This is a genomic window from Streptomyces sp. CA2R106 (assembly GCF_037034245.1).
Taxonomy (GTDB): domain Bacteria; phylum Actinomycetota; class Actinomycetes; order Streptomycetales; family Streptomycetaceae; genus Actinacidiphila.
Genome location: NZ_JBAGKC010000009.1, coordinates 107,654 through 129,653 on the forward strand (window position 1 = coordinate 107,654; position 22,000 = coordinate 129,653).

17 protein-coding genes and 1 tRNA gene are annotated in these 22,000 nt (G+C 74.9%); 11 read left to right on the plus strand and 7 right to left on the minus strand.

Features of this window, described 5'->3' with window-relative positions:
• Window positions 1-39 precede the first annotated feature (39 nt).
• A complete protein-coding gene (locus WA788_RS15880; RefSeq protein ID WP_335978076.1) occupies window positions 40-984 on the plus strand; it encodes an ABC transporter ATP-binding protein in 945 nt (314 codons plus the stop codon).
• 31 nt (window positions 985-1,015) lie between these two features.
• Here WA788_RS15880 and WA788_RS15885 read toward each other — a convergent pair whose 3' ends face one another.
• Window positions 1,016-2,146 (minus strand): aminotransferase class V-fold PLP-dependent enzyme, encoded by a 1,131-nt coding sequence (locus WA788_RS15885; RefSeq protein ID WP_335977793.1) that lies wholly within the window; start codon window positions 2,144-2,146, stop codon window positions 1,016-1,018.
• A 167-nt stretch (window positions 2,147-2,313) separates the two neighbouring features.
• Here WA788_RS15885 and WA788_RS15890 point away from each other — a divergent pair, with 167 nt between their 5' ends.
• Window positions 2,314-3,621, plus strand: coding sequence for a DUF445 domain-containing protein (locus tag WA788_RS15890; RefSeq protein ID WP_435132009.1), 1,308 nt, complete (start codon window positions 2,314-2,316; stop codon window positions 3,619-3,621).
• A 113-nt stretch (window positions 3,622-3,734) separates the two neighbouring features.
• Complete coding sequence (locus WA788_RS15895; RefSeq protein ID WP_335977797.1) at window positions 3,735-4,589, plus strand: fumarylacetoacetate hydrolase family protein; 855 nt, start codon at window positions 3,735-3,737, stop codon at window positions 4,587-4,589.
• Window positions 4,590-4,658: 69 nt separating this feature from the next.
• Here the strand turns inward: WA788_RS15895 and WA788_RS15900 are convergent, their stop codons facing one another.
• Window positions 4,659-5,720 (minus strand): Gfo/Idh/MocA family protein, encoded by a 1,062-nt coding sequence (locus WA788_RS15900; protein WP_335977799.1) that lies wholly within the window; start codon window positions 5,718-5,720, stop codon window positions 4,659-4,661.
• 113 nt (window positions 5,721-5,833) lie between these two features.
• Here WA788_RS15900 and WA788_RS15905 point away from each other — a divergent pair, with 113 nt between their 5' ends.
• The 4 genes from WA788_RS15905 to WA788_RS15920 all read left to right on the plus strand — a co-directional run bounded on the left by WA788_RS15905 (window position 5,834) and on the right by WA788_RS15920 (window position 11,149).
• Entirely contained in the window at window positions 5,834-6,613 is a 780-nt protein-coding gene (locus WA788_RS15905; RefSeq protein WP_335977801.1) for an HAD-IIA family hydrolase, read from the plus strand.
• A gap of 143 nt (window positions 6,614-6,756) precedes the next feature.
• Window positions 6,757-7,434 (plus strand): hypothetical protein, encoded by a 678-nt coding sequence (locus WA788_RS15910; RefSeq protein ID WP_335977803.1) that lies wholly within the window; start codon window positions 6,757-6,759, stop codon window positions 7,432-7,434.
• Between the two features lie 6 nt (window positions 7,435-7,440).
• Window positions 7,441-8,142, plus strand: a complete 702-nt coding sequence (locus WA788_RS15915) for a class F sortase (RefSeq protein ID WP_335977805.1) — start codon at window positions 7,441-7,443, stop codon at window positions 8,140-8,142.
• An 88-nt stretch (window positions 8,143-8,230) separates the two neighbouring features.
• Window positions 8,231-11,149 carry an FAD-binding and (Fe-S)-binding domain-containing protein gene (locus tag WA788_RS15920; protein ID WP_335977807.1) on the plus strand — a complete coding sequence of 973 codons (2,919 nt, stop codon included), beginning with the start codon at window positions 8,231-8,233 and terminating at the stop codon, window positions 11,147-11,149.
• Between the two features lie 65 nt (window positions 11,150-11,214).
• On the opposite strand, the gene WA788_RS15925 is transcribed toward WA788_RS15920, so the two are convergent.
• On the minus strand, window positions 11,215-12,438 hold the full coding sequence (locus tag WA788_RS15925) for a PP2C family protein-serine/threonine phosphatase (protein WP_335977809.1): 1,224 nt from the start codon (window positions 12,436-12,438) through the stop codon (window positions 11,215-11,217).
• Between the two features lie 345 nt (window positions 12,439-12,783).
• On the opposite strand from WA788_RS15925, the gene WA788_RS15930 reads away from it, so the two are divergent.
• Complete coding sequence (locus tag WA788_RS15930; protein WP_335977810.1) at window positions 12,784-13,632, plus strand: pentapeptide repeat-containing protein; 849 nt, start codon at window positions 12,784-12,786, stop codon at window positions 13,630-13,632.
• Window positions 13,633-13,761: 129 nt separating this feature from the next.
• On the opposite strand, the gene WA788_RS15935 is transcribed toward WA788_RS15930, so the two are convergent.
• Together WA788_RS15935 and WA788_RS15940 are read right to left on the minus strand one after the other, a co-directional pair.
• Window positions 13,762-13,835, minus strand: a tRNA-Lys gene (locus WA788_RS15935).
• Between the two features lie 46 nt (window positions 13,836-13,881).
• A complete protein-coding gene (locus WA788_RS15940; RefSeq protein ID WP_335978077.1) occupies window positions 13,882-14,640 on the minus strand; it encodes an IclR family transcriptional regulator in 759 nt (252 codons plus the stop codon).
• Between the two features lie 362 nt (window positions 14,641-15,002).
• Here WA788_RS15940 and WA788_RS15945 point away from each other — a divergent pair, with 362 nt between their 5' ends.
• Both WA788_RS15945 and WA788_RS15950 read left to right on the plus strand, forming a co-directional pair.
• Window positions 15,003-16,127, plus strand: a complete 1,125-nt coding sequence (locus WA788_RS15945; protein WP_335977812.1) for an LLM class flavin-dependent oxidoreductase — start codon at window positions 15,003-15,005, stop codon at window positions 16,125-16,127.
• A gap of 369 nt (window positions 16,128-16,496) precedes the next feature.
• The gene (locus WA788_RS15950) at window positions 16,497-18,356 is read left to right on the plus strand and encodes a glycosyl hydrolase family 18 protein (RefSeq protein ID WP_335977813.1); all 1,860 of its coding nucleotides are present in this window, start codon (window positions 16,497-16,499) and stop codon (window positions 18,354-18,356) included.
• A gap of 104 nt (window positions 18,357-18,460) precedes the next feature.
• Here the strand turns inward: WA788_RS15950 and WA788_RS15955 are convergent, their stop codons facing one another.
• The gene (locus WA788_RS15955) at window positions 18,461-19,282 is read right to left on the minus strand and encodes a sulfite exporter TauE/SafE family protein (protein WP_335977814.1); all 822 of its coding nucleotides are present in this window, start codon (window positions 19,280-19,282) and stop codon (window positions 18,461-18,463) included.
• A gap of 102 nt (window positions 19,283-19,384) precedes the next feature.
• On the opposite strand from WA788_RS15955, the gene WA788_RS15960 reads away from it, so the two are divergent.
• Window positions 19,385-20,251, plus strand: coding sequence for an AraC family transcriptional regulator (locus WA788_RS15960; protein ID WP_335977816.1), 867 nt, complete (start codon window positions 19,385-19,387; stop codon window positions 20,249-20,251).
• Here the strand turns inward: WA788_RS15960 and WA788_RS15965 are convergent.
• Entirely contained in the window at window positions 20,188-21,963 is a 1,776-nt protein-coding gene (locus tag WA788_RS15965) for a putative bifunctional diguanylate cyclase/phosphodiesterase (RefSeq protein ID WP_335977818.1), read from the minus strand. The two genes, WA788_RS15960 and WA788_RS15965, sit on opposite strands and share 64 nt — an antisense overlap.
• Window positions 21,964-22,000 lie beyond the last annotated feature (37 nt).

Genomic DNA, 22,000 nt, shown 5'->3' on the forward strand with positions numbered 1-22,000 from the left:
ACGGGTACGGCCGCGGCTACGGCCCCGGCCGACCCGGTCATCGAACTCGACGGCGTGGAGAAGGTCTTCGACGTACGCCGCAAGGCCGGGTGGCTGCGGCGCGAGCGGCACCAGGTGCGGGCCGTGGACGGGATCAGCTTCAGCGTGCCGCGCGGCGAGATCGTCGGCTACATCGGGCCGAACGGCGCGGGCAAGTCCACCACGATCAAGATGCTCACTGGCATCCTCAACCCCAGCGCGGGCCGGGTGCGGGTGGACGGCATCGAGCCGGCCCGCGACCGCACCCGGCTGGCCCGGCGGATCGGCGTGGTCTTCGGGCAGCGCACCACCTTGTGGTGGGACCTGCCGCTGCGCGACTCCTACGAGCTGGTCCGGCGGATGTACCGGATTCCGGCCGCCTCCTACGCCCGCAACCTCGGCGCCTGCGTGGAACTCCTCGACCTCGGGCCGCTGCTGGACGTGCCGGTGCGGCAGCTCTCGCTCGGCCAGCGGATGCGCGGGGACATCGCGGCGGCGCTGCTGCACGACCCGGAGGTGCTCTACCTCGACGAGCCGACGATCGGGCTGGACGTGGTGAGCAAGAGCCGGGTGCGGGACTTCCTGCGGGACTTCAACGCCGAGCGGGGCACCACGATCCTGCTCACCACGCACGACCTCACCGACATCGAGAGCCTGTGCCGCCGGGTCATGGTCATCGACCACGGGAAGGTCATGTACGACGGCGACCTCACCGGGCTGCACGCGGTGGGGGAGAGCGAGCGGACGCTGGTCGCGGACTTCGCCCGGGAGCTTCCCCCGGTTCAGCTGCCGGGGGCGCGGCTGGTGGCGGTGGACGGGCCGCGGCAGTCCTTCGCCTTCCCCGCGCACGCCTCGGCGGCGCCCCTGGTCGCGGAACTGGCCGCGCACCACCCGCTGGTGGACCTCTCCCTGCGCGAGCCCGACATCGAGGACGTCATCGCGCGGATGTACGCCGGGCGCGGCTGACCCCGTTTCGGCAGGCGGGTGGCCCGCACCGTCACAGGGACGCGAGGGCCGCCCGCACGCGGGAGATCGCCGCGGGCGTGGTGGAGGCGTGGGCGGACAGCCGGAGCGAGTCGGTGCGGGTGGTGGGGGTGACCCCGTGCGCGTGCAGGGCGGCTGCGACGTCGGCGGCGGGGGTGCCGGGCATGCGGAAGGAGACGATGCCGGCGCGTTCGGCGGGCGCGTCGGGGGACAGCAGCAGCCCGCCCGCGCCGCGTACGGCGTCGATCAGCTCGCCGGCCCGGGTGCGGATGTGCGCCTCGATCGCCGGTACGCCGACGGCCTCGACCAGGGTGAGGGCGGCCTCCAGCCCGGCGGCGGCGACGGGGCTGAGGTTGGTGACGCTCCAGCGCTGGGCGCCGTCGGCCGGCGGGTGCTCCTCGTCGTCGAAGAGCCCGGCGTCGCGGACGCCGGTCCAGCCGGTGAGGGTGGGTTCGAGCCGCTCGAGGGCGCGGTCGGAGAGGGTGGCGAACCCGGTCGACCAGCTGGCCCGCAGCCACTTCTGCCCGCCCGCGACGACGACGTCGGCGGCCTGCCAGGGCAGGTCGGCCGCGCCGAAGCCCTGGATGGCGTCCACGACGAGCAGCCGGTCCGGCCCGATCACCTCGCGCAGCGCCGCGAGGTCCGCGCGGTGGCCGGTCCTGAAGTCCACCGCGCTGACCGACAGCGCGACCACGTCGCCGGTCAGGGCCGCGCGCACCGCGTCGGGGGTGACCCGGCCGTCCGGGCCGGCGGCCAGCCAGCGCGGCACGGCCCGGCCGAGCCCGGCCGACCGCCGCCACGGGTAGTGGTTCGCCGGGAAGTCCCCGGCGGGCACCAGCACCGCGCCGCCGGGCAGCCCGAACGCGGCGTGGAACATCCCCGTGGAGGCGTTCGGCAGCAGCACCGTGTGCGCCGGGTCGGTGCCGGCCAGCCGCGCGGCGGCCTGCTGGGCGCGCTGCTCGGCCCGCATGAGGTCGTTCACGGTGTGCTGGTCCGCCCGGGCGGAACGGGCCAGCGCGTCGGAGGTGGCGGCGAGCACCTGGCGGGACGGCGGCCCGTACCGTGCGAAGTCGAGGTAGCCCTCGGGCTCCTCGAAGTGCTCGGCGTACCCGGGCAGCCCTCCGCCGGTGTGCTGCGGTGTCATCGCGGTGTTCTCCTGGGGTCTGCTGGGGGTTTGCTGGGGTGTGCGGGCCGCTGCCGGGGCCCTCCTCGCAACCTCCCGCGGCGCGCGGGGAGGCGCCGGGAACCTGTCGTACGTTGCCGGAGTGTTCCCGGAGTGGCAGTGGCGGTGACAATACGCGGGTGGAGCCGATGGAGGCGGGGCGAGTGGACGGCACGCGCGGCGCGGGCGGTACCGACGGTACGGGAGCCGACCCGGACGAGGCACGGCGGGCGGGCGTGCGCCGGATGAAGCTGATCGCGACCGGCTTCCTGCTGGCCGCGACGGTGGTGTACGCGCTGGCGAAGGCGGCCGGGGCGCACGGCGCGGGCAGCTGGGCGGGATACGTCTCGGCGGCCGCCGAGGCGGGCATGGTCGGCGCCCTCGCGGACTGGTTCGCGGTCACCGCGCTCTTCCGCCGCCCGCTGGGCCTGCCGATCCCGCACACCGCGATCATCCCGACGAAGAAGGACGCGCTGGGCGCGAGCCTCGGCGAGTTCGTCGGGGAGAACTTCCTGTCCGCCGACGTCGTACGGGCCCGGCTGCGGGCGGTCGGGATCGGGTCGCGGCTGGGCGGCTGGCTGGCGGAGCCGGCCAACGCGGACAAGGTCACCGAGCAGGCGTCGGCCGCGCTGCGCGGCGCGCTGCGGGTGCTGCGCGACTCCGACGTGCAGGCGGTTGTCGGCGAGGCGATCACCCGGCGGGCCGACGCGCAGGAGATCGGGCCGGGGCTGGGCAGGCTGCTGGAGCGGGTGGTGGCCGACGGCGGCCACAAGCGGCTGGTGGACCTGGTGTGCGTACGCGCCCACGACTGGCTGGTGCAGCACGGCGACTCCGTGATGGTGGCCGTGCAGGGCGGGGCGCCCGGATGGACGCCCCGGTTCGTGGACCGCAGGATCGGTGAGCGCGTCTACAAGGAGCTGCTGCGGTTCGTCACGGAGATGCGGGACGCCCCGGGGCACCCCGCGCGCGGCGCGGTCGACCGCTTCCTCGGGGACTTCGCGGCCGAGCTCCAGTCCGACCCCGACACCCGGGCCCGGGTGGAGCGGCTGAAGAAGGAGCTGCTGGCGCGCAGCGAGGTGCAGGACCTCATCGCCAGTGCGTGGGGTTCGGTACGGACGATGGTGGTGGCCGCCGCGGACGACGAGCGCAGCGAGCTGCGGCAGCGCGCCCGGGTCTCGCTCCTCGGGCTCGGCGCGCGCCTGGCGGGCGACGCCCGGCTCCAGGCGAAGGTGGACTCCTGGCTGGAGGACGCCGCCACCTACCTCGTCACCACCTACCGGGACGAGATCACCTCGCTCATCAGCGAGACCGTCGCCGGCTGGGACGCGGAGCAGACCTCCCGCAAGATCGAGGCCCACGTCGGCCGCGACCTCCAGTTCATCCGGATCAACGGCACGGTCGTCGGCGCCCTGGCCGGACTGGTCATCTACGCCGTCTCCCGCGCTGTCGGGGGCTGACCGGAGCAGCCCGGGACAGGACGGCGCCCCGGGGCGGGGGCTTGTTGACGGCCGGGCCGGCCGCGGGGAGGATGCGAGGAGACATCGGATGACCTGAGGGGTGGAGTGCACCTGTGAAGCTGTTGCGCGTCGGACCTGCCGGAGCGGAGCGCCCGGCCGTGCTGGACCCGGAGGGCACCCCGAGGGACATCGGGGCGGTCGTCCCGGAGATCGACGGGTCGCTGCTCGCGGACCCGGCGGCGCTCGCGCGGGTGGCCGCGGAACTTGCCGCGGGGACGCTGCCCGCGCTGGACCCCGCGCAGCGGGTGGGCCCGCCGCTGGCCGGCATCGGCAAGATCGTCTGCATCGGCCTGAACTACCACGACCACGCCGCCGAGACCGGTGCCGAGCCGCCCGCCGAGCCGGTGGTGTTCATGAAGGCGCCGGACACCGTGGTCGGCCCGGACGACACCGTGCTGGTGCCGCGCGGCAGCGAGAAGACCGACTGGGAGGTGGAGTTGGCGGTCGTCATCGGCCGCGAACTGCGGTACGCCGCCTCGCACGAGGAGGCGATGGCGGCCGTCGCGGGCTACGCGGTGGCGCACGACGTGTCCGAGCGGGCGTTCCAGATCGAGCGCGGCGGGCAGTGGGACAAGGGCAAGAACTGCGAGACGTTCAACCCGCTCGGCCCGTGGCTGGTCACCGCGGACGAGGTGCCCGACCCGCAGGCCCTGCCGCTGAAGCTGTGGGTGAACGGCGAGCTGAAGCAGGACGGCTCGACCGCCCACCAGATCTTCCCGGTGGCCGAAGTGGTGCGCTACCTCAGCCAGTTCATGACCCTCTACCCGGGCGACGTGATCAACACCGGCACCCCCGCCGGCGTGGCCATGGGGCAGCCCGAGCCCAAGCCGTACCTCAGGGCCGGGGACGTGGTGGAGCTCGCCATCGACGGACTCGGCCGCCAGCGCCAGGAGTTCAAGGACGCGTGAGCGTCAGTGCGGGCCCCGGGCCCCGGGCCCCGGGCCTGGGTGGGGGCCCGGGGCCGGGGCGGGGGCCGGTCACAGCCGTACGGTCTGCCCGCTCGCCGCGGAGCGGTGGGCCGCCTCGATGACGTCCAGGGCCGCGGCGGCCTCGTACGCGGTGACCGGGGCGGCCCCGCCGGTGCGCAGCGCGGCCGCCACGGCCGCGTAGAAGGCGGGGTAGTCGCCCGGGAGGGTCGGCACCGGTGCCGCGTCGTCGTCCGTGCCGGCGGTGCCCCAGGCGGCCGGCGGCACCTCGCCCCAGGGGGAGCCGTCGCCCGGGCGGCGGCCCGCCCGCAGGTCGGCCTCCTGGGGGTCCAGCCCGTGCACGACGTACCCGCCGGTGTCGCCGAGCAGGCGGAAGCGCGGGCCGAGCCGGGGGGTGAGCGCGCTCATCCACAGGTGGGAGCGGACCCCGGAGGTGTGGGTGAGGGCGATGAAGGCGTCGTCGTCGGTGCTCGCGCCCGGCCGCAGCGCGGCGGCCTCGGCGTACACGTGCGCGGCCGGACCGAACAGGACGAGCGCCTGGTCGACGAGATGCGCGCCCAGATCGTAGAGCAGACCTCCGATGTCTGCCGGGTCGCCGGACTCCCGCCAGCCGCCCTTGAGCCGGGGCCGCCACCGTTCGAACCGGGACTCGAAGCGGTGGATGTCGCCGAGCGCGCCGCGCGCCACCAGGTCGCGCACGGTGCGGAAGTCGCCGTCCCAGCGGCGGTTCTGGAAGACGCCGAGCAGCAGCCCGCGGTCGTCGGCGAGCGCGGCGAGGGTGCGCGCCTGCGCGGCGGTCGCGGCGATCGGCTTGTCCACGATGACCGGCAGCCCGGCGGTCAACGCCTCAGTGGCCAGCGGCACATGGGTGCGGTTGGGGGAGGCGAGGACCACCAGGTCCAGTTCCCCGGCCCGCGTCCACAGCTCGTCCGCGCGGTCGGCGAAGCGCACGCCCGGGTGCTCGGCGCCCGCCCGGGCCCGGCGCTCCGGGTCGGCGGTGACGATCGTGTCCAGGGCCAGGCCCGGGGTCGCGGCGATCAGCGGCGCGTGGAAGAACGAGCCGGCGGGGCCGTATCCGACCAGGCCGACGCGCAGGGGCGGTGGAGTGCTCATACCCGCCACTGTCGCACCCGCCGGCTGCCGGCCGACGCCGGCGGGCACACCGCCCCGGCTACTCTTGGTACATCTCAGGCGGTCAGGTGGCACCCCCAGGACAGGAGCAACCCGTGTCGACACGCAAGCCGATCGAGTCGTGGCTCACCGACATGGACGGGGTGCTGATCCACGAAGGCACGCCGATCCCCGGCGCGGACGCGTTCCTGAAGAAGCTCCGGGAGTCGGGCAAGCCGTTCCTGGTGCTGACGAACAACTCCATCTACACCCCGCGCGACCTGCACGCGCGGCTGACCCGGATGGGCCTGGACGTGCCGGTGGGCAACATCTGGACCTCGGCGCTGGCCACCGCGAAGTTCCTGGACGACCAGCGGCCGGGCGGCACCGCGTACGTCATCGGCGAGGCCGGCCTGACCACGGCGCTGCACGACGTCGGGTACGTCCTGACCGACCACGACCCGGACTACGTGGTGCTCGGCGAGACCCGCACCTACAGCTTCGAGGCGCTGACGAAGGCGATCCGGCTGATCAACGGCGGCGCCCGCTTCATCTGCACCAACCCCGACCAGACCGGCCCCTCGCCGGAGGGCGTGCTGCCGGCCGCCGGCTCGGTGGCGGCGCTGATCACCCGGGCGACCGGCAAGGACCCCTACTTCGTGGGCAAGCCGAACCCCCTGATGATGCGGGCCGGGCTCAATGTCATCGGCGCGCACTCCGAGACCAGCGCGATGATCGGCGACCGGATGGACACCGACGTGCTGGCCGGGCTGGAGTCCGGCATGACCACGTACCTGGTGCTCACCGGGCTGACCACGGTGCCGGACATCGACCGCTACCCCTTCCGCCCGTCCCGGGTGGTCGACTCGATCGCGGACCTCGTCGGCGAGATCTGACCCGCCGGGCCTTTACGCTCCGTATGCCGACAATCACCCTGATGGACCACTGAGCCGCCGCCCGGAGTGCGGGCGGCGGCGGGCGGCGGAATCTTCGTAAGCACCGGGCGCGGGTCCCCGCTCCCGGCTGAGCGGAGGTCCTCATGTTTGGTCTGAAACTGCCCGCCGTCGCTGCCGCCGGCGCCGTCGCCGTGCTGGCCGTGGGCGGGGTCTCCGGACTGCCGAAGCCGGCCGCGGCCGACGACGGCGGGGGAGGGTCGGGCAGCTCCTCGTCGAGCAGTTCGTCCAGCTCGTCGAGTTCGTCGAGTTCGTCGAGCAGCTCGTCGTCCGGCATAGGCGGGATGGACGTCTCGCCGCGCACGGTCGCGCCGGGCGGCGTGGTCTCCCTGCACCTCGCGACCTCCTGCAAGGCCGGGAAGAGCGCGACCGCCAGCGCCGACGTGTTCGTGGACACCGTGACCCTGTCCCCGTCCGGGAGCGGCGGCGGCATGGACGGCGACGCGTTCATCAAGTCCACCGCCGTCCAGGGCTCGTACGCGATCGCGGTGCGCTGCCAGGACGGCACCAGCTCGGCGAGCGCGTCCATCACGGTGCGCGGCAGCAGCACCACCACCCCGGTCAACCCGATCCGCCCGGTGCCGGCCGGCGGCGGTGGCGCCGCCCGGCAGCTCGCCGCGCGCGACACCGGCGCCGAGCAGCTGGCCGCCGGCCCGGCCGCGGCCGGCGGCAGCACCGGGCCGCTGCTGGTCACCGGGGGCGTCGCGGCAGCCGGGCTGGCCGGGCTGGCGCTGTACCGCCGCCGCGGCACGAACCGCGGCTGACCGGGCATGGCGGCAGGGCAGGAGACCGCGGCCGACACCCGGGCCAAGGCCGACGGCAGGACGTGGACGGCCCTCGCGGTCGGCCTGCTCCTGCTCGCGGCCTGGCTCACCGGTCACGGCTCCGGCGGCCGTACCGCGCCCGGCGGGGCCGGCGGCGCCGACGGGGTCTCGGCCGCGGCGGCGGGCGACCACCCGCCGCACCTGTACGCGGCGCACGTGCCGCTGCCCGCGTCCGACCCGGTCCGGATCGACATCGACTCGATCGGGCTGCACGCCGGCCTGGTCGGGCGCGGGCTGACCGACGGCACGATCGACCCGCCGCCGTACTCGACGCCGAAGGTCGCCGGCTGGTACACCGGCGGCCCGACCCCGGGGGCGGCCGGCGCGGCGCTGATCGTCGGGCACGTGGACACCGAGACCGGCCCGGCGGTGTTCTTCCCGCTGAGCACGGTCGAGCCGGGCGCGCTGGTCGCGGTGACCCGTGCGGACCACTCGGTCGCGGACTTCTCCGTCGAGGCGGTGGAGGTGGTCCCCAAGGACCACTTCGACGCGACCCGGGTCTACGGCGCCGACGCGGCGAACCGCCCGGAGCTGCGGCTGATCACCTGCGGCGGCGACTTCGACAGCGCCCGGCAGGCGTACTCGGCGAACGTGGTGGTGTACGCCTCCCTGACCGGCTCGCGCGCGGCATCCGGCAGCGGGGCTTAGGGTGCGCACAGGTGCAAGGGTGCCCAGGAACGGTGCGACCGGAACGGTGTGCGAAGCGGTGTGACGATCCCCTGACCCGGAGGAACGGATGCCCAAGCGTGACCCGCAGCGGGACAGGTGGCGGCCCGCCCCCGCCACGGCCGTGCGCCCGGCGCCGGACCGGGTCGAGGAGGCCCGCGCGGGCGGCACCCCGCCCGGCCTGCGCGCCGACCTCGAAGCGCTGCTCGGCCCGGGCAAGGTGCTCGGCGGCGCCCCCGACCTGGTGCGCTACGCCACCGACGCGAGCCCGTACCGGTTCGTCCCGCAGACGGTGGTGGTCCCCGACAGCGTGCAGGACGTCGTCAAGCTGCTGGGGTACGCCCGCGCGCAGCGCCGCAACCTGGTCTTCCGGGCGGCCGGCACCAGCCTGAACGGGCAGGCCCAGGGCGAGGACATCCTCGTGGACGTGCGGCGCCACTTCGCCGGCGTCGAGGTCGAGGCCGGCGGCACCCGGGCGCGGGTGCTGCCCGGGACGGTGCTGGCCCGGGCGAACGCCGCGCTCGCCCGGCACCGCCGGGTGCTGGGGCCCGACCCGGCGAGCGCGGCCGCCGCCACGGTCGGCGGAGTGCTGGCGACCAACGCCGCCGGGGCGGCCGCCGGCAGCGCCCGCGACTCCTACCGCACCGTTGTCTCGCTCACCGCGGTGCTGGCCTCCGGCACCGTCGTGGACACCGCCGACCCCGACGCCGACGCGGCGCTGGCCGCCGCGGAACCCGAGCTGTACCAGGGCCTGCTGGACCTGAAGGACGAGATAGAGGGCGACCCGGCACTGACCGCCCGCATCCGCGCCAAGCACGCCGTCCGCAACACCGGCGGCTACCGGCTGGACGCCTTCCTCGACGCCGAGACCCCGGTGCAGATCCTGCGCGGGCTGATGATCGGCTCGCAGGGCACCCTCGGGTTCGTCGCCGAGGCGGTCTACGCCACGCTCCCGGCCCGGCCCGCCGCCACCGCCGGGCTGCTGTTCTTCCCCACGCTGGACGCCGCCGCGGGCGCGGCCGCGCCCTTCGCGCAGGCCGGCGCGGCGGCGGTGGAGCTGATGGACGGCCAGGTGCTGGCCGCGGCCGCCGGCCTGCCCGGCGCCCCCGGCGACTGGCACCGGCTGCCCGCCGACTGCGCCGCGCTGCTGGTGGAGTTCCGGGCCGCGGACGACACCGAACTGGCCGCCTACGAACGGGCCGCCCGCCGGGTCCGCGACGACCTCGGGCTGGTCGCGCCGGTGGCCTCCGCGGACAACTCCTTCAGCCGCGACCCGGCGGCGGTCTCCCGGCTGTGGCGGCTGCACCGGGCCGCCGCGGCCGCGGTCGGCGGCGCCCGGCCGCCCGGCACCACCCTGGTCACCGTGGACTTCGCGGTGCCGCCGCACCGGCTCGCCGAGGCGTGCGCGGAACTGCGGGCGCTCCAGCGGCGGCACGGCTTCGAAGGGGCCGTGGCCGGCCACGCCGCCCACGGCACCCTGCGCTTCCCGCTCGCCCTCGACGCCGCGGAGCCGGCCGACGTCGAGCGCTACGCCGCCTTCACCGACGACTTCTGCCGCACCGTCACCGAGCGGTTCGACGGCTCACTGGCGGCCGGCCACGGCACCGGGCGCACCCTCGCGCCGTTCCTGGAACGGGAGTGGGGGCCGCGCGCCACCGCCCTGATGTGGCGGGTCAAGGCGCTGCTCGACCCCGTCGGCGTGCTCGCCCCGCGAGTCGTGCTCGACCAGGACCCGCGCGGCCACCTGCGCGGCCTGAAGACCCTCCCGGTCACCGGGGAGGCCGCCGACGCCTGCACCGAGTGCGGCCTGTGCGAACCGGTCTGCCCCAGCCGGGAGGCGACCACCACCCCGCGGCAGCGGATCGCGCTGCGCCGCGAGATGTTCCGGCAGCCGCCCGGCTCACCGGTGCTCCGGGCCCTCCTGGACGCCTACGGCCACGACGCCGTGGACTCCTGCGCCGGCGACACGCTGTGCGCGACCGCCTGCCCGGCCGGCATCGACACCGGCGCCCTCATGCGGGACCTGCGGCGGGTCCGGCACACCCGCGCCGAGCAGCGCGCCGCCACCGCGCTCGCCACCCACTGGCAGACCGCCGCCCGCGCGGTGCGGGCCGGGATGAGCGCGGCCGGCGCCGTACGCGGCAGCGGGCGGGTGCAGGCGCGGCCCGGCCTCGCACCGCGCCTGCCGCGCACCGAACGGCAGGGCGCCGCCGCGGTCTACCTGCCGTCCTGCGCCAACCGGATCTTCGGCCCGCCGAGCGGCGGCCCGAGCGGCGGCCCGGGCGGCTGGGTGGTGCACGCGCTGGTCGCCCTGGCCGAACGGGCCGGGCAGCCGCTGTGGATTCCGCCCGGTGTCACCCGCACCTGCTGCGGTGCCGGCTGGCACGCCGGCGGCTACGACGAGGGGCACGCGGTCATGGCGAACCGGGTGGTGGAGCTCGCCTGGGCGTGGACCGGCGGCGGGCGGCTGCCGCTGGTCGTGGATGCCCAGTCCTGCGCGCTCGGGCTCACCCGGGACCTCGCCCCCCACCTCACCGCCGCCAACCGCGCGCTGCACGTCGAGCTGACGATCATGGACGCGGTGGCCTGGACGGCGGCGCAGCTGCTGCCGAAGCTCACCGTCAGCAGGCCGCTGGACTCTGCGGTGCTCCACCCCACCTGCGCGGCCGCCCACCTCGGCGCGGACCCGACCGGCGCGGACCTGCTCGGTGCGAGCGCCCTGGAGACCGTCGCCCGCGCCTGCGCCCGCGAGGTCGTCGTCCCCGACGACGCCGGCTGCTGCGGCGCCGCGCCCGACCACCGGCTCCGCCGCCGCCCGCACGGCCCCCTCACCGCGGCCGCCACCCGCCCCGAGGCGGAGGAGGTCGCCGCCCGCCCCTTCACCGCGCACCTCTCGGCCGACCGCAGCTGCGAGCTGGCCCTCGAAGACGCCACCGGGGAGCCTTACGCCTCCGTCCTCACCGCACTGGAACGCGCCACCCGCCCCTGAATCCCGCCCCCGGCGCACGGGCCGGGCGCACGGGCCCGGGCCATGGCGGCCTGTGGAGCGGGGGCTCAGAACAGGGGCGGGTCCGGGGGGTGGGTGGGGAGGGGGCGGGGGATGGGGGCCAGCAGGAGAAGGACCACGTCGTCGGAGAGGGAGCCGCCGGCGTGGGCCAGGAGGTCGGCGTAGACGCGTTCGACGGCGCCGTCCAGGTCGTGGCCGCAGCCGGCGACGAGGGGGCCGACCCGCTCGGAGAGCGGGTAGAAGGTGTTGTCGCGGGGGCTGCGCGCCTCGATGACACCGTCCGTGCACAGGACCAGGATGTCGCCGGGCAGCAGCGGCACCCGCCAGGGCACCGGCCCCCGGGTGACGGGCGGGGCGACGTCGGCGGCCGCGGGCGCGGACTCGGGCACCGCCACCGGCAGCGACCCGGGGCCCGGCGCCGGATCGCCCGAGCCGGCACCGACCATCCCGGCCAGCCCCAGCGGCACCCACGGGTCGACCGGCTCCAGGGTCTCCACCTTGCCGTCACGGGAGACCCGCAGCGGCGCCACATGGCCGTAGTGCAGCAGCTCCACGCTGTCCGGCCGGTCGAACTGGGCGAAGAGCGCCGTGATGAAGTCGCCGGTGTCCACGTGCCGCGCCACACTCGTGTCGACCCGCGCGGCGACCGTGTCGAGCCCGCCCTCGTCGTACGCGGCCTCGCGGAACGCGCCGAGCACCACCGCCGAGGTCTGCACGGCGGCCAGCCCCTTGCCGCGGACGTCGCCGATCATCGCCCGCACACCGTGCGGGGTGTCGAGCACGGCGTACAGGTCCCCGCCGATCTGCGCGGCGTCGGCGGCGGAGACGTACCGCACCGCGAGCCGGATCGTGCCGACGCGCGGCGCGGGCGGCCGCATCAGGGCGTGCTGGGCCGCCTCGGCGACGGACGTGATCGCGCTGAACGCCTTCGCCCCGGTCTCCCGCCGCCACGCGATGTACACGCTGAAGAGGCTGACCAGGCAGTAGGAGATGAGCTGGCCGACCAGGACGTCGTGGTTGCGGATGTGGGTGATGCCGTCGTAGGGCGACAGCGCGGCCTGGATGGTGGCGCCGAGCACGCAGATGAACAGGGTCCGCTTCCACGTCACGGTGATGGCGGCGAGCGGGGGCGCCACGATGATGCCGGGGGTCAGGTAGTGGTCCCGGCCCGCGGACACGTCGATCAGCGTGACCAGAGCCAGCGCGAGGAGCGGCAGCGACATGCCCATGCGGGAGAGGTAGTCGGTCTCCAGCCGCTGCACGGCTCGCATCCAGGCGTTCTTCACGTGGAGTACCTGTCTGGCCTTCCCGGTCGCCTCGGCCGCGTGCCTCCCGCGCCACGCACCCGGCCGGCCGCGGCCGGCACACCGTGGCCAGGAACGCTGCGCACACATCCAACGTTCCCCAGCTTCACGCACGCGTGCAACCCGATGGCGGCGCGCTGTCCCCGCGCGCCCGGCCCGGCAGGCCTCCCGGCGGCCCGGTTTCCGCGGTTTCCGCGTCCCCCCGGGAATCCCGCCCGGGCTCGCGGCGGGGGCCGCCCGCCGCGTAGGGCACCATGGACGCGGGCGGGGCGTCGGTCCGGCCGGGGAGACGGACCTTGCGAAGGGGCGCGCGTGACCACGACGGAGGACGCCCCGGCGGCCCGGCCGGGCGGGGAGCCGCCCCTGCTGCGCGCGGACTGCGCGAACTGCTTCGGCCTGTGCTGCGTGGCCCTGGCCTTCACTCGCTCCGCGGACTTCGCCGACGACAAGGACGCCGGCGATCCGTGCCGCAACCTCGCCGCCGACCACCGCTGCGGTATCCACGCCGGGCTGCGCGACGCCGGCTACCGCGGCTGCACGGTCTACGACTGCTTCGGTGCGGGCCAGCACCTCTCGCAGGTGACCTTCGGCGGCCGGGACTGGCGCGGCGCGCAGGACGGCGGCCGGGCGATGTTCGCCGCGCTGCCGCGGATGCGCCAGCTGCACGAACTGCTCGCCTACCTCACCGAGGTACGCGCCCGCCCGGCCGCCGCCGCGCTCCACCCGGCCGCGGACCGCGAGCTCGCCCGGGTCCGCGCGCTGACCGCCCTCGCCCCGGACGCCCTGGCCGGCCTCGACCTCGACGCCGAGCGCGCCGCGGTCAACCCGCTGCTGCTGCGGGCGAGCGAGCTGGTGCGGGCCGCCACCCCGGGCGGGCGGCGCCGGCCCGGCCGCCGCGGCGCGGACCTGCTCGGCGCCCGGCTGCGCGGCGCGGACCTGCGGGGCACCGACTTCCGCGGCGCCTGCCTGATCGCGGCCGACCTGCGCGGCGCCGACCTGCGGCTGGCCGACCTGATCGGCGCTGACCTGCGGGACGCGGACCTGCGCGGCGCCGACCTGACCGGCGCCCTCTTCCTCACCCGGTCCCAGGTGAGCGCGGCGCGCGGCGACGCCCGCACCCGGATCGCCGCGGACCTGGGCCGCCCCGCGCACTGGTCCTGACCCGCGCCCGTCCTGACCCGCGTCCGGGACCGATCCGCGCGCCGGTCCCGATCCGCCCGGGCCACGCGGAAAGGGTCCGGGCCCTGACCGTCGAAACCGACCGGTCAAGGCCCGAACCCTTACGTCATGTGCGCCGCCAGGGACTCGAACCCCGGACCCGCTGATTAAGAGTCAGCTGCTCTAACCAACTGAGCTAGCGGCGCCTGCTGACGTGGAAAACCATACCGCATGGCCGCCGTGCGGCGAAAATCAGATGCTCATGCTCAGCAGCACCGGAGCGGCCCGTTCGTGCAGGGTGTCCACGGCCGGCCGCAGCCGGTGCGCCTGGGCGTACGGCATGGACAGCGCCAGGCACGCGACGGTGCTGCCGATGGTGACCGGGATCGCCGCGCAGACGGTGCCGACCGCGTACTCCTGGAGGTCGAGCGTGGGGATGCTGGCCGGCTGCCGCTCCAGCTTGGTCAGCAGCACCCGGTCGTCGATCACGGTGCGGGAGGTGAGCCGGGCCGGGCGGTGCCGGGACAGGTGCTTGCGGCGGCCGTTGTGGTCGAGCTGCGCCAGCAGGCACTTGCCGACCGCGCTGGCGTGGGCGGCGGAGCGGAAGTCCACCCACTCGTTGACCTTCGGCGCGTTCGGGCCGTCGGCGAAGTCGATGATCCGCACCTCGCCGTCGTCGTACCGGCTGAAGTAGACGGCGGCGCCGACCTCGTCCCGCAGCTCGGTCAGGATCACCCGGAGCTTCTCGGCGAGCGCGGCATCGCGCTTGGCGGCGCCGAGCAGCACCAGCGACTCTCCGATGACGTAGCCGCCGCCGGGTACGAATCCGAGGTAGCGTTCCCTGCGCAGCATGGCGAGCAACTGGTTGAGGTAGCTCAGCGGCACGCCGATGTCGCGGGCGAGCTGCTCGGCGGTGATGCCGCTGCTGTGCGTGGTGACGGATTCGAGCACGCGCAGCGCGTACTGGACCGCTTGCACCCCCGGCCCGACCTGTCGGTGTTCCAGCGCCACGGTGACCCCCTGCAAGGTAAGACCGTCTGCGTGTGTGGTCCGACCGCTGGTCGTGGGTCAGTATCAGGGCTGACCCGCGGCGGGACCGGAACTCCACGATAGCGCCAATGCCCTTTCCGGCAGAGGCGGTTGAAAGCGATTCGAACCGCTCGCGTACGTATACCCAGGAAGAGGGCACGGTGGCATATGACATGGTCATTGCCCTCTTCGGGCTGATCTGCAAGTGCTGATTCGCGCCGGTCCGATGGGAGCGCGCGGAAGCGGGAATAAGGCGGCCGCGCGCCCCGGTTGCACTGGGCGGACGATGACACGCGTCCGCACCCGCACTTCATCCACTCGCGCAGCACAAGGAGGCGCCCACCGTGGCCGACGCAAGCCTGCCCGACCCGGGACACGGTATCCGGGGGACGGTCCGCGGGAGCGCTCCGGTGCCCCTGTCGGTGCTCGACCTGGCCACCGTCGGCAGCGGCTACACCGCCGGGGACGCGCTGCGCACCAGCGTGGAGATCGCCCGGGTCGCCGAGACCCGCGGCTATCACCGGATGTGGGTCGCCGAGCACCACTCGATGCCGGGCGTCGCCAGCTCCTCGCCCGCGGTGATCCTCGCCCACCTCGCCGCCCACACCCGCACGCTGCGGCTCGGCTCGGGCGGCGTCATGCTGCCCAACCACGCACCGCTGGTGATCGCCGAGCAGTTCGGCACCCTCGAAGCGCTCGCCCCCGGCCGCGTCGACCTCGGCCTCGGCCGCGCCCCGGGGACCGACGGCGCGACGGCCGCCGCGCTGCGCCGCACCGAGTCCCTGCACGAGGGCGCCGACGACTTCCCGCGCCAGCTGGCGGAGTTGACCCGGTTCCTGGACGACTCCTTCCCCGACGGCCACCGCTTCGCGCGCATCCACGCCATCCCCGGCCCGGTCCAGGGCACGGCGGCCGGCGGGGTGCAGTCCCCGGCCCGGCCGAGCGTGTGGCTGCTGGGGTCCTCCGGCTTCAGCGCGCAGCTGGCCGGTGCGCTCGGGCTGCCGTTCTCCTTCGCGCACCACTTCTCCGCGGCCAACACGCTGCCCGCGCTGGCGCTGTACCGCGAGTCGTTCCGCCCCTCGGAGGTCCTCGACCGGCCGTACGCCTCGATCGGCGTGGCCGCGCTGGCCGCCGAGGACCCGGAGGAGGCCCGCCGCCAGGTGCTGTCCGGGGCGCTGAGCATGCTCCGGCTGCGCACCGGCCGCCCCGGTCTGGTCCCGACGCCCGAGGAGGCGGCGGCGTACGAGTTCAGCCCGATCGAGCGGGACTTCGTCGACTCCTGGCTCGGCAACGTGATCTACGGCGACCCGGCGGCGGTGAAGGCCGGGCTCGACGAACTGGCGGGGCGCACCGGCGCCGACGAGCTGGTGATCACCGCGAACGCGCACACCCCGTCCGCCCGGCTGCGGTCGTACGAACTGATCGCGGACGCGTACGACTTCCCGAAGGACATCGCCGCGTCCGCCTGAGCGGGCGCGGCTCTGGCAGGTGAGCCGCCGTCGGCCGAAGGGGCCGGCGGCGGCTTCGTCGTGCGCCGGCGGCGGTTAAGGGAGGGTTACCGGCCGGTCGGTGGTCCGTTCGGTACGCGGCGGCCGGCGGGCGCCGAACGCCGACTTAAGTACGACTTAAAGCCCTCGTCACGGCTGTCGCCGCACGTCGGCGCCATGTCGGCGGGGTGCCGCGCCGCGCCCCGGCACCGTCCGATTGGTCTAGTCCAACTCTGGTTCAGACCATTGACGTGCACTTGACCAAGGGTTAACCATTCTGGACGCCCCTTGTTGTTCCTCCCTCTCCCCCCGGAGGTCCTTGTGCACTCAAGGTCAAGGAAGAGAGCGTTCGTGGCCGCGGCCACCAGCGCCGCCGTCGGACTGGGCCTGTTCGCCGCCCTGGTCGGCGGGGTCGGCACCGCGCAGGCGGACTCCGCCCACGCCGCGGCGAAGGCCGCCGCGGCCCAGCCCGCGGCCGCCGCCGCGAGCAGCGGCGGGGCCAAGATCGCCTACTACGACCAGTGGAGCGTCTACGGCAACGCCTTCTACCCGAAGAACCTGGACACCGAGGGCATCGCCGGCAAGCTCGACATCCTCAACTACTCGTTCGAGAACATCGACCCGACCAACCTCACCTGCTTCGAGGCGACCAAGGCGTCGGACTCCACGAACGAGTCGGACCCGAACGCGGGCGACGGCGCGGGCGACGCGTTCGCCGACTACCAGAAGTCGTTCGGCTCGGACATCAGCGTCAACGGCACCGCCGACGTCTACAACCAGCCGATCGTGGGCAACTTCAACCAGCTCAAGGAGCTGAAGGCGAAGTACCCGAACCTGAAGATCCTGGTCTCGCTGGGCGGTTGGACCTACTCCAAGTACTTCTCCGACGCCGCGGCGACCGACGCCAGCCGCAAGAAGCTGGTCAGCTCCTGCATCGACATGTTCATCAAGGGCAACCTGCCCGTGCAGGGCGGCTACGGCGGCGACGGCAGCGCGGCCGGCATCTTCGACGGCTTCGACATCGACTGGGAGTACCCGGGCTCGGCGAACGGCCATGTCGGCAACCACTACAGCGCCGACGACAAGGCCAACTACACCAAGCTGCTCGCGGAGTTCCGCAGCGAGCTGGACGCGTACGGCACCGCCAACGGCGGCAAGCACCTGCTGCTGACCGCGGCCCTGCCGTCGGGCCAGGACAAGATCGCGAACATCGAGACCGACAAGATCGGCCAGTACCTCGACTACGCGAACGTCATGACGTACGACATGCACGGCGGCTTCGAGGCCACCGGCCCGACCAACGAGCAGGACCCGCTCTACGAGTCGCCGGACGACCCGTCCACCGCGGTCGCCCCGGGCACCGAGAAGTACAGCACCGACAACGCGCTCAAGGCGTGGACCCAGGGCGACGCGGCGTACGGCATCCCGGGCGGCATGCCGGCGGCCAAGATCACCATGGGCTACCCGCTGTACTACCGCGGCTGGACCGGGGTCGCGGCCGGCAGCAACCACGGCCTCTACCAGTCCGCGACCGGCCCCTCCGCGGCGCGCGGGATCAGCGCGACGGCCGGGATCGCCTACTACAAGGAGCTGAGCGGGGTCGTCGACAACTCCGCCGACACCTTCTACGACGCCAAGTCGCAGTCCGCGTACTTCTACGACGGGTCCACCTTCTGGACCGGCCTGAGCGACCAGTCCATCACCGCCAAGGCCAACTATGCGCACTGCAACGGCCTCGGCGGGTCGATGATGTACTCGCTGCTCGACCTGGACGCCTCCGCGACGCTCTTCAACAAGATCGTCACCGCGACGAACGGCTCGGCCACCGACTGCTCCGGCAGCTCCACGACCGGCGGCACCAGCAGCGGTACCACCAGCGGCAGCACGACCGGCGGCACCACGTCCGGGACCACGTCGGGCACCACCTCCGGCACCACGGACGGCGGGACCACCTCCGGCACCACGTCCGGCACGACCTCGGGCACCACGTCCGGCACCACGGACGGCGGGACCACCACCACCGGCGGGACCACCACCGGCGGCACCGGCGGCACCTGCACCCTGGCCTCCTGGAGCTCCAGCGCCGTTTACGTCGGCGGCAACCAGGTCTCCTGGAAGGGCCACAACTGGCAGGCCAAGTGGTGGACCACCAACGAGGAGCCCGGCACCACCGGCGAGTGGGGCGTCTGGAGCGACCTCGGCGCCTGCTGAACCGCCTCTTTGCCCGCGGGGCGGGCTGCCCCCACGCTCCCGCCCCGCCCAAGGGCCCGCGTCCTTACTCCCCCCGAGGACGCGGGCCCTTCCCTCGCGCGCCTTCACGCCCCCGTGGCCGTCATCACCACCAGGACAACCAGCAGCAGCCCCACGTACGCCGCCGAGTGGACCCGGTCCGGGACCCGGCCGGCGGTACGCCGCAGCAGCGCGATCACCGGCAGCGAACCGGCCAGCAGGGCGGCGCCCGCCGCGGGGTCGACGTAGCCGAGCCGACCGGCGCCGCCGGCCGCGGTCACCGCGGGGGCGAGGGCGTAGACCAGGGTGCCGGTCAGCGCGACGGGGACGCTGAGCGGGTTGGCCGTCGCGGTCGCCTCGGCCATCGGCAGCCCGCGCCGCCGCAGCAGCGGCACCGTCATGACGCTGCCGCCCACCCCGAGGCCCGCGGCCACCAGCCCGATCCCGACCCCGCCGAAGGTGACGGTGGAGCGGCCCAGCGGCCGCGGCCGCTCCCGGGCCACCGCGGCGAGGAAGCCCTTGCGCAGCAGGCTGTCGGCGATCGTCACCAGCAGGTAGGCGGCGAACAGCAGCCGCAGCACGGTGCCGCCGACCAGGGTCGCGGCCAGCGACCCGGCGGCGGCGCCGAGCGCGATGTAGCCGGCCAGCGGCCAGACGTACTCCGTGCGCAGCCGGTCCGCGCGCCACTGGGCGAGCGCCGCCGCGGAGGCGTTGACGGCCATCACGGCCGCCGAGGTCGCGACGGCGACGTGCATGGCGTCGGCGCCGCCCGCCGCCGGGCGCGCGGCCACGGTCAGCACGCCGTAGACGACGGGCACCGTGACGAAGCCGCCGCCGAAGCCGAAGAACACCGTGGTGACGCCGGTCAGGCAGCCGAAGCCCACCAGCGTGAGGAACGAGATCAGCACACCCACGACGCTAGGCAGCGGCCCCGATGGCGGGCAATCGATGCTCGGCCACCTTCCTACGCGCAGCAGACAGCGCGGGTGATCGCGCGTAGCCTCGTGCGCATGCGCAACGTCCCGCTCGCCGAGGTGGACAGCCTCGACCGCGCGGTGCTGGCCATCGGCACCGACTACCCGCGCGAGCACCTGCTCGCCTGGCACGAGCACCGCCGCGCCCAGGTGCTCTACGCGGCCACCGGCGTGATGCGGGTCGAGGCCGCGGACGGCCGCTGGACCGTGCCCACCGCCCGGGCCGTGCTCATCCCGCCGCGCACCCGGCACCAGGTCGCGATGACCGGCGTCAGCACCCGCAGCCTGTACGTCGAACCGGCCGCGGTGCCCTGGTTCCCCGACCGCTGCCGGGCCGTGGACGTCTCCCCGCTGCTGCGCGCGCTGCTGCTGGCGGCCGTCGACATGGAGCCGCGCTATCCCGAGCACAGCCGGGACGCGGCCGTGGTCGCCCTGATCCTGCACGAGCTGAAGGACCTCGCCCCGCTGCCGCTGGACGTGCCGCTGCCGGCCGACCCCCGGCTGCGCGACCTGTGCGAGGCGTTCTGGCGGCACCCGGACATCCACGACCCGCCGGCCCGCTGGTGCGCCGTGCTCAACGTGAGCGAACGCACCCTGGCGCGGCTGTTCCGCCGCGGCACCGGCCTGAGCTTCTCGCAGTGGCGGCAGCGCGCCTGCATCCTGCACTCGCTGCCGCACCTGGCCGCGGGCACCCCGGTCACACAGGTCGCGGCGCTGCTCGGCTACGACAACCCCGCCGCGTACACCGCCGCGTTCGGCCGGCTGCTGGGCCGCCCGCCCACCGCCTACGCGGGCCCGGCGCCGGGGCGCGCGGGGCGCCCGGACCACGCGGGCGCCGGTCAGCGCGGCGGGGTCCGCGCCAGCAGTTCGGAGATGGCGGCGGCGGCCACCGGGCGGGAGTAGTGCCAGCCCTGGCCGGTGTCGCAGCCGATCCGGCGCAGCCGCTCGGCCTGTTCGGCGTTCTCCACGCACTCCGCGGTGACGGTCAGCCCCAGCCGGTGCGCGAGGTCCACCAGCGCCTCCACGATCGTCTCGTCGGCGGGGTTGGGGTGTTCGGCCGAGCGGAAGCCCTGCACGAAGGAGCCGTCGAGCTTGAGGGTGGAGACCGGCAGCCGGCTCATGTAGGCGAGGTTGGAGTAGCCGGTGCCGAAGTCGTCGATGGCGATCCGCACCCCCATCTCGTGCAGCGCGTGCAGCGCCTGGAGCGGGCGGCCGGCGCTGCCCATCACCGCGGACTCGGTCAGTTCGAGTTGGAGCAGCCGCGCGGGCAGCCCGGTCTCGCGCAGGATCGCCGCGACGTCGGCGACCAGGTCGGAGTCCCACACCTGGCGCACCGCGACATTGACGCTGACCACCAGGGGAGTGCCGGGCCGCTCCCGCCGCCACGCGGCGGCCTGCCGGCAGGACTCGGCGAGCACCCAGCGCCCCAACTGCACGATGGAGCCGTCCTCCTCGGCCAGGCCGATGAAGCGGCCGGGCGCGAGCCGCCCGAACCGCGGGTGCTCCCAGCGCACCAGGGCCTCCACCCCGCGCACCTCGCCGCTGCCGAGCGCGACCAGCGGCTGGTACTCCAGCACGAACTCGCCGCGCTCCACGGCCTGCCGCAGGGTGCTGGACAGGGACTGGCGGGTCATCCGGTGCTCGTTGCGCTCCGGGTCGAAGAGCGTCCAGCGGCCCTTCCCGTCGTCCTTCGCCCAGTACAGCGTGGTGTCGGCGGCCTGCATCAGGCCGGTGGGCGTGGTGCCGTGGGCCTCGCGTTCGACCACGCCGATGCTCGCGGAGACCGCCAGGCGGTGCCCGGCGACGTCGAACGGCTGCCGGAACGCCTCCAGTACGGCCTCGGCGAGCGCGGTGGCCTGCCCGGTGCCGGTGGAGTCCCGCAGCAGCAGCGCGAACTCGTCGCCGCCCAGCCGGGCCGCGAGGTGGCCGCCAGGACCGGCGCAGGTCAGCAGCCGGTCGGCGACGGCGGCCAGCAGTTCGTCGCCGACCCGGTGCCCCAACGTGTCGTTGATCGCCTTGAATCCGTCGAGGTCGAGGTAGCACACCCCGATCCGGCCGGTGCCGCGCTCGGGGGCGCGGGCGCAGGCGTCCGCGAGCCGCTCGAAGAACAGCGCCCGGTTGGGCAGCCGCGTCACCGGGTCGTGCATCCGCAGGTGCCGCAACTGCCGCCGCAGCGACTCGCGTTCGCTGACGTCCTCGACGCTCAGCAGCAGCGTCCGGCCCTCGGTGCGGCACAGCGCCAGCTCCGCGCGCAGGTCGCCGCCGTCGGACCGGGTCAGCCGGCGGGTGCAGCGCAGCCGGCGCCGCCGGCCGGCCAGGACGTCGTCGAAGGCGGTGGAGACGTGCGGGTCGCCGGCCAGGCCGAGCAGAGTCCGGGCGTCGGCCGCCAGCATCCGCTCCCGCGGCATTCCCAGCAGCCGGGCCAGCGCCGCGTTCGCCGCCAGCACGCCGCCGTCGGGGCCGAGCAGCGCCAGCGCCGAGCGGGCGGCCGCGAAAGCGGCCCGAAAGTCACCTGGCTCCGCGGCGTACGAGGACCTGCGCGACCGGTCACAGCGGGTGATGGTGGCTGCTGTGCTGTCGGGCTCGACGCCGGGGCCGCCCGAGGGTCCGCCCATGGACTGCTCCCTGTTCGCACTGTCGTCAGTCGCGATC